Genomic DNA, 7,650 nt, shown 5'->3' on the forward strand with positions numbered 1-7,650 from the left:
GAAGCGTGGTGGGCACGACAGGGATCGAACCTGTGACCCCTACCATGTCAAGGTAGTGCTCTCCCGCTGAGCTACGTGCCCTAAAAGTCCAAATCGGGAATGGGGTCCGTATATCGGCTCCCCGGCCGGCAGGCAAGCGCATGATCCGGAAAACAGCGCGAGTGCATTTTCCGAAAAAACACGTGCAATCAGGAGTCTAAAGCGCGACCATGATCTGCCGGCGTTAAAGCTCAGGCCGCCAGCATCTTGCTGACTTCGCTGACCAGCTCGCGCAGGTGCACCGGTTTTGACAGCACCTTGGCGTTGCGGGGCGCCTCCGAATCCGAGTTCAGGGCCACCGCGGCAAAGCCGGTGATGAACATGATCTTGATATCCGGATCGAGCTCCGAGGCGCGGCGGGCGAGCTCGATCCCGTCCATCTCCGGCATCACGATGTCGGTCAGGAGCATCTCGAACGGTTCCTCGCGCAGCCGCTGATAAGCCGACATGCCGTTGTCGTGAGGCGAGACCTGAAAGCCGGCATTTTCGAGCGCCTTGACCAGGAAGCGGCGCATGTCGTTGTCGTCTTCGGCGAGGAGAATCTTGTGCATGGCGGTCAAGAGGGTCGATCCTGATGGGCGGCTGGAAGGTTTCACTAAGCCTGACAGGCGGTAAATATCGAGTGAAAGTCTCCGGCGAGCCTTGGGCCGTTCCCAAGGCATTTTGTGGACGGGATTGCGGCCGAAAGCAATGCGGGCCCGGCCTGCCCACAGCCCATTCGACCGCGCTTTGGGGGCCGAATCCCAGCGGGAGGATGCTTTACACTTTTCGGAGACCTTCCAAGGGCAAGCGATGTTTTTTACTTGGCAGAACGGCTCTGATTACCGACAATGTTGACCCATAAAGCTAACGCTTTTCGGGGAGAATCAGCCTTTTCGGAAGCGGAATCAAGGGACGACGCCCAGAGATGACCCGGTTTGACGGCGCAGAGTCGCCCGCGTTCGACATTGTCGAGCCAAGCCAGTGGCGCGCGCCGATCATCTTCAACTCCCCGCATTCCGGCTCGGTCTATCCCGAGGAGTTTTTGAGGGCGTCGCGGATCGACCTTCCGACGCTGCGCCGGTCCGAAGACTCCTTCATGGACGAGCTGATAGCGGCCCTGAGCGGCCGCGGTTTTGCGGTGATCCGGGTCCACTTTCCCCGCTCCTATGTGGACGTCAACCGCGAGCCCTATGAACTCGATCCGCGGATGTTCGCGGGTCGCCTGCCGAGCTTTGCCAACACCAGGTCGATGCGGGTGGCGGGCGGCCTCGGCACGATCCCCCGCGTGGTCGGCGATGGTCAGGAAATCTATCGCGACCGCCTCGTGGTCGAGGATGCGCTGAGGCGGATCGAGGGGCTCTACAAGCCGTATCACCGCGCCTTGCGCCGGCTCATCAACAGGGTGCACCAGACCTTTGGCGCCGCTGTCGTGGTGGACTGTCATTCAATGCCTTCGGTCGGCGTGTCACGGGACGAGCCGGTCCGGCCTGATCTCGTCATTGGCGACCGCTACGGCACGAGCTGCTCGGCCATTCTCCCCGACATGGTCGAGGCCACCATGAGCGGGCTCGGCTATTCGGTCGGCCGCAACAAGCCTTATGCCGGCGGCTTCATCACCGAGCATTACGGCAATCCCGCGAGCGGCCTGCACACCATCCAGCTCGAACTCAACCGGGCGATCTACATGGACGAGCGGCGGCGCGAGCGCGGACCGAATTTTGCGCAGGTGGCGGCCGATTTCGCGCGGCTCGCCGACGTGCTCGCCAGCGTTCCGCTCGGCGAACTCGGTCCGTTTCAGGCAGCTGCCGAATAGAGCCGGGCTAGGCCCGGAAAAAGTCGTCGCGCACCGCATGGCCGGGAAGCGTTTCTCAGTCGTGGGAACGCGTCGCGCTTGCGTGCAGCTCATCTCGAAGCGCATGCTCGAACGATTAACCAATGCGCGATGGCGAGCCGCGCCCGGAAGCCCATTCGCGGTCGCGCGCTTGCGCTTTCTCCCGCGCCTCGATCGCAAGCAAAGCGAAACAAGCCGCCTGGCGCTTTGCATGCCATCAGCGCGCGCGGTCGAGCGAGCGAACAAAGGAGATGTGAAAAGAAAAAAGGGCCGCTTGCGATGGCAAGCGGCCCAAGTCTAGGGAGGAAACGCCCAAGGAGGGCAGCGATAGCGCGAGGCGCTACCGCACCGCAACAATATGCGACTGCGCTGCACAAAAGGCAAGTCTTTTTCGCTGTTTTCCCATGCAAATTGTGCAGACCGGGGCCGCAACTTCAGTGATCAAAATCGTTAATTTTGTGAACTGGCCCATTGACTTAAAGCAGATTCGACTGTGTTGCCGGTTCGCATCAGTGGGACGTGATCGTGAGCTCGCAATTTCGTGACCGCGCGGGGGGCCTGAAATGGCACTGCGAGGGGCGACGATTCGGCATTCAAAATACCAATGTAGAAGGCGGGCCAGCTGCCGAAAATTCCCGGAACGGGACAGGCGGTCGCTCATCTCGCTTTCGGTTTGAAGTTCAGTTTGGCGCTTGTGACGGCGTCCGATCCACGGCACTAGTGCCGCCGATTTGACGTGCCTTGAGTCGCGAGCGGCAAAATCGTCGATGAGCCGCGAACTTCGGAAGTGGGCTCGCAGGAGCCAGTTCGTTTTCGCCGATTCCATCTTGGTTCTGAGGATCCCGTCGTGACGGTCGTCGACTTCTCCGCCTTCATCAACCGCCTCGCGACGGTCTCCGGCGAGACCATCCTGCCGTTCTTCCGCACCTCGCTCTCGATCGAGGACAAGAGCAAGAACCACAATTTCGATCCGGTGACGGAGGCCGACCGCGCCGCAGAGGCGGTGATGCGGCGGTTGATCAAGGCCAGCTTCCCCCAGCACGGCATCGTCGGCGAGGAATTCGGCAACGAGCGCGAGGACGCAGATTATGTCTGGGTGCTCGACCCGATCGACGGCACCAAGTCCTTCATCGGCGGGTTTCCGATCTGGGGAACGCTGATCGCGCTTCTGCACAATGGCACGCCGGTGTTCGGCATGATGCACCAGCCGTTCATCGGCGAACGTTTCTCCGGCGACAACGGATCGGCCAACTATAAGGGACCGTCGGGCGAACGCCGGCTCACTGTGCGGCGCTGCGCCTCGCTCGACGAGGCCAGCTGCTACACGACAAGCCCGCTGCTCATGGATGCGGCAGACCGCGCCGCCTTCGGCCGGGTCGAGCAGGCGGCGCGCCTGACGCGCTATGGCGGCGATTGCTATTCCTACTGCATGCTTGCGGCAGGGCATCTCGATCTCGTCATCGAGACCGGGCTGAAGTCCTATGACATCGCCGCCCTGATCCCGATCATTGCCGGCGCCGGCGGCATCGTCACCAACTGGGAAGGCGGACCGGCGAAAGACGGCGGCCGCATCGTCGCCGCGGGCGACCGCCGCGTGCATGAGGCCGCGCTCAAGCTGCTGGCGGGGTAAGTAACCTTCTCTCTGCAACCGCAGGGCTTGTGATGACGTGGCATCGCCCCTCCGCGTCGTCATGGCCACGAATTCCCCTCCGTGCGAAAACCACGCTAAGGTCATGGTAACCGGAGCCGCCGCCTTGCCGCGGACAGACAAAGGCTCCGGACATCGGGAGGCACCTCGCATGCCAGCTTCCGGCACGCTCAGATTCTTGACCGCATTGGCGCTGCTCGCGCAGGCGGCCACGGCCGCGCGGGCCGATGACTTTCCGAACCGGCCGATCCGCCTGATCGTGCCGTATCCACCCGGCGGCCCCAACGACATCCTCGCCCGCATGGTTGGGCAGCGGATGTCGGACATCCTGAAGCAGCCGATCGTGGTCGACAATCGCGGCGGGCAGGCCGGGGTGCTGGGTACCGACGCGATCGCGAAAGCGAAGAGAGACGGCTACACGATCGGCATCGTCAGCGCGAGTGCGCTGGTCATCAGCCCGTCGATGGAACAGGTCGCCTACGACACGCACAAGGATTTCGCACCGGTCACGCTGGTGGCGACTGTGCCCGAAATGCTTGTGGTCGCGACCAGCGTTCCCGCCAAAAGCATGGACGAACTGGTCCAGCTCGCCAAGGCGCAGCCGGGAAAACTCAATTTCGCCTCCTCAGGTCCCGGCAGCCTGCCGCATCTGGCGGGCGAGCTGTTCAAGCTGACGGCCAAGATCGACATCGTGCACGTGCCCTATCGGGGCGCGGCCCCTGCGATCAACGACCTGCTCGGCCAGCAGGTGCAGATGACGTTCCTCGACCTGCCGGCAATCCTGCCGCAGATCAAGGCCGGCACGCTGCGCCCGATTGCGCTCGGCGCCCGCGCACGTGCGCCGACCGCGCCGGATGTGCCGATCACGGCCGAGGTCGGCATGCCCGATCTCCTGATCGAGAACTGGTATGGCATGATCGCGCCGGCGGCAACGCCGCCTGCCATCATCGCCACGCTGAACCGCGCGGCTGGTGAGGCCATGGCCGATCCGCAGGTCAGGCAAAAACTCGCCGAGCAGGGCCTCACGCTCGCGCCCGACTCGCCGGAGGAGTTTCGCAGCTTTATTGAAGCCGAGGCCGTGAAATGGGCCAAGGTGATCAACGACGCGGGAGTGGAGACGACGAAGTAGGCACGTTCAGGACCTCATGATTTCCCGGGCGCTGCCAACGGTTCCGCGCGAAGCACGGCCCGATGACAGTCTCCGCATCATCAGGAGATGCGCGTGAAAACGTCGAATACGGGGCGTCCCGAGCGGCCGATGCGCGCCGCTAGCGATGAACGCCAAGGTAGGCGAAGTATGCGGCCACTGCCGATGCCAGCGCCGAAACGGCCGCCGCGATTGTCGACAGGAGAGCATACAGCCGCATGCGCTTTGTGACGGTCAAGGCATCATAGTCAGCGATGCCTTGAAGAACATGGTCTTGTCCGAGCTCGCCTGCTTTATAGCGAGCAATCAGGTGCCGGATGAACGCCTCGCGGTCATCGGTCATTTGCACCCTCCCTACGCAACGAACTATGCAGTTTATCTCACTCCTCTCGCAGCGGTTGAGTCAATTGGCAATGGTGCCGTGGTCGCGGCGGCTCATCGACCGTTGCCAGGTCGAAGCGACACCGCCGCCTGCCGCAAATGATCAACCAGCAGCTTTGCTGGCCTCGGCAGCGTGCGAAAACTGCGCGCGCAGATCACGAGCTTGCGGTTGGCCCATTGGTCCCTGATCCGCACCGTGGCGATCGGCATCGCGCGGCGGCAGCGCCGCGCGGCGGCCTCCGGCACCACCGCGATGCCGACGCCCGAGGCAACCATCTGGCAGATCGCATCGAAATCCCGCAGCCGCGCCCGCACATGCAGGCGCAGGCCGAGCCGCGCCGCGTATTTCGCGATGTGGAGCTGCAAGGCAGTGGCCTGCGTCAGGCCGACGAAATCATGGCCGGCCACCTCCTGAAAATCGATTTGCCGGCGGGTTGCGAACGCCCCGCGCCGCGCCGTCACCAGCACCAGGCGATCCTCGCCGAACACGAACCGCTCGACATTGTCGGGCAGCGCATGCTCGGCGGCAAAGCCGAGTTCGGCCGCGCCGGACGCAATCGCCGCGGCGATGTCGATGCTTTCGCGCTCCTCGACGTCGACATTGATGTCGGAATTGTCGCGCAGGAACGCAGCCAGCGCCTTCGGCAGGTGCTCGGCAAGACCGACGGTGTTGGCGAGCAGATGAACGCTGGCGCGCACCCCGCTTGCGAACCGCGCGAGATCGCCGCGCATCGCTTCCACATTGTGCATCACGAGCCGCGCGTGATCGAGCAGGCTTTCGCCGGCCGCCGTCAGCTCGACGCCGCGGCGGCCGCGCTTCAGGAGCGTCACCCCGAACGCCGCCTCCAGGCCCTTGATCCGTTCGCTCGCCGAAGCCAGCGCAAGGTGAGCGCGGTCGGCTCCCCCGGTGATGCTGCGAGAATCCGCCACGGCGATGAAGAGCTGCAGGTCGACCAGATCGAAGCGCATGGCGGTTCCTCTACCGGCTCTAGAACGTCATTGCGAGCCAACGGGTCCGCGCAAAGCGCGGCCCGATGACAGGCTCCGCGAAACAATCCAGACATCTCACCGCGGATGCAGTCTGGATTGCTTCGTCGCTTCGCTCCTCGCAATGACGGTGGAAATCGCCTTCGGCATCTCCGAAGGCATTCTCCGGAACCTCCAGATTGTGCCGGATTCCGGCCTGGGTCAATGTGGCCGGAGCCGTCGACGCAAGCGTTGTCGGCGCTGCAGTCACGCTTCACCGGTTGCCGCCATGCCTCATCTCGATCCCTTTCTCCTGACCATAGCCGCGATCTTCATGCTGGCCGGATTCGTCAAGGGCGTGATCGGGCTCGGGCTGCCGACGGTCTCCGTCAGCCTGCTCGCGGTCGCAATGCCGCCTGGACAGGCGCTCGCCATCGTCATCGTCCCCGCCATCGTCACCAACATCTGGCAGACTTTTGTCGGCCCCTATCTGCGCGACATCGTGAGAAGGCTGTGGCCGCTGATGGTTGGCACCGCCATCGGCATCTGGCTGAATGCGGGCGCGCTCACCGGGGGGTCGGCGCGCTATGCGAGCATCGTGCTCGGTGTGCTTCTGGTGATCTACGCGGTCACGGCCTTGAGCAAGGTCTCCTTCAGCATCGCGCCCGGCAACGAGAAATGGATCGGCGGCCTCGTCGGCCTGGTCACCGGCGTGATCTCGGCGTCGTCGGGCGTGCAGGTGATCCCGTCGGTGCCGTTCATGCAGGCAATCGGAATGGAGAAGGACGAACTGGTGCAGGCGCTCGGCGTGTTCTTCACGGTCGCGACGCTGGCGCTCGGCTTCACGCTGACCCGCGCCGGCCTCGTCAACTCTGCGACTGCGTTGCCCGGCGCGGTGGCGATGGCGTCCTCCTTCGCCGGCGTCTTCCTGGGGCAAGCGGTGCGCTCGCGCATGGATGCCGAGCGCTTCCGCCGCTGGTTTTTGATCGCGATGATCTTTCTCGGCCTCTATCTCGCCGGCACCGCGATCACAAAAATCTATTTCGCGTGAGCGAGCGCGATCCGGGCACCCAGATAGACGAACAGCGCACCGAGCCCGCGGTTGACGAACTCGATCGCGCGGCCGGACCCGCGCACCCGCCCCGCGGCGCGGGCCGCGACGATGGCGACGGTCAGACACCACACGGTGCCGCTGGAAATGAACATCAGGCCGAGCGCCAGGAATGCGAGCCCCTTGTGCGGCGCGTCCGCATCGACGAATTGCGGCAGGAAGGCGAGAAAGAACAGCGCCACTTTCGGGTTCAGCGCGTTGGTCAGCGCGCCCTGCCAGAACACCCGCGCCAGCGCGACCGTGGCATTCTCGCGCGACGCAGTTTCGTCCGCAGGAAGCGTACGTGACAGCAGCATTGTGAGGCCGACATAACAAAGGTAGACCGCACCGATCCATTTCACCGCGTTGAACGCGGTCGCCGACGCCATCAGCAGCGCCGACAGGCCGACCGCGGCCGCGAAGACATGGGTGAGGCAGCCGGTCGAAATGCCGAACGCCGCGGCAACCCCGCCGCGCCAGCCCAGTTGCACGCTGCGCGCCGCCACATAGGCGGTGTCCGGTCCGGGCGCGATGTTGAGCAAGACGCCGGAAGCGAGAAAGAGCCA

8 protein-coding genes and 1 tRNA gene are annotated in these 7,650 nt (G+C 64.1%); 4 read left to right on the plus strand and 5 right to left on the minus strand.

Features of this window, described 5'->3' with window-relative positions; translation table 11 throughout:
* Window positions 1–6 precede the first annotated feature (6 nt).
* Together JOZ76_RS05450 and cpdR are read right to left on the minus strand one after the other, a co-directional pair.
* Window positions 7–81 (minus strand) — tRNA-Val (locus JOZ76_RS05450).
* A gap of 149 nt (window positions 82–230) precedes the next feature.
* A complete protein-coding gene (gene cpdR / locus JOZ76_RS05455; RefSeq protein WP_291697615.1) occupies window positions 231–590 on the minus strand; it encodes a cell cycle two-component system response regulator CpdR in 360 nt (119 codons plus the stop codon).
* A 356-nt stretch (window positions 591–946) separates the two neighbouring features.
* On the opposite strand from cpdR, the gene JOZ76_RS05460 reads away from it, so the two are divergent.
* The 3 genes from JOZ76_RS05460 (at window position 947) to JOZ76_RS05470 (ending at window position 4,629) form a co-directional block, all read left to right on the plus strand.
* The gene (locus tag JOZ76_RS05460) at window positions 947–1,834 is read left to right on the plus strand and encodes an N-formylglutamate amidohydrolase (RefSeq protein ID WP_291697608.1); all 888 of its coding nucleotides are present in this window, start codon (window positions 947–949) and stop codon (window positions 1,832–1,834) included.
* A gap of 865 nt (window positions 1,835–2,699) precedes the next feature.
* Window positions 2,700–3,482, plus strand: a complete 783-nt coding sequence (gene hisN / locus JOZ76_RS05465) for a histidinol-phosphatase (protein ID WP_291697609.1) — start codon at window positions 2,700–2,702, stop codon at window positions 3,480–3,482.
* A gap of 169 nt (window positions 3,483–3,651) precedes the next feature.
* Window positions 3,652–4,629 carry a tripartite tricarboxylate transporter substrate binding protein gene (locus JOZ76_RS05470; protein WP_291697610.1) on the plus strand — a complete coding sequence of 326 codons (978 nt, stop codon included), beginning with the start codon at window positions 3,652–3,654 and terminating at the stop codon, window positions 4,627–4,629.
* 139 nt (window positions 4,630–4,768) lie between these two features.
* Here the strand turns inward: JOZ76_RS05470 and JOZ76_RS05475 are convergent, their stop codons facing one another.
* Both JOZ76_RS05475 and JOZ76_RS05480 read right to left on the minus strand, forming a co-directional pair.
* Entirely contained in the window at window positions 4,769–4,990 is a 222-nt protein-coding gene (locus tag JOZ76_RS05475) for a hypothetical protein (RefSeq protein ID WP_291697611.1), read from the minus strand.
* A 92-nt stretch (window positions 4,991–5,082) separates the two neighbouring features.
* On the minus strand, window positions 5,083–5,997 hold the full coding sequence (locus JOZ76_RS05480) for a LysR substrate-binding domain-containing protein (protein WP_291697612.1): 915 nt from the start codon (window positions 5,995–5,997) through the stop codon (window positions 5,083–5,085).
* 286 nt (window positions 5,998–6,283) lie between these two features.
* Here JOZ76_RS05480 and JOZ76_RS05485 point away from each other — a divergent pair, with 286 nt between their 5' ends.
* Window positions 6,284–7,045: a sulfite exporter TauE/SafE family protein gene (locus JOZ76_RS05485; RefSeq protein ID WP_291697613.1), complete on the plus strand. Its 762-nt coding sequence runs from the start codon at window positions 6,284–6,286 to the stop codon at window positions 7,043–7,045.
* On the opposite strand, the gene JOZ76_RS05490 is transcribed toward JOZ76_RS05485, so the two are convergent.
* The coding region (locus tag JOZ76_RS05490; protein ID WP_291697614.1) for a LysE family translocator at window positions 7,033–7,650 on the minus strand (618 nt) is incomplete at its 5' end. The genes JOZ76_RS05485 and JOZ76_RS05490 overlap by 13 nt on opposite strands.

Source organism: Bradyrhizobium sp. (assembly GCF_019244115.1).
GTDB lineage: Bacteria > Pseudomonadota > Alphaproteobacteria > Rhizobiales > Xanthobacteraceae > Bradyrhizobium.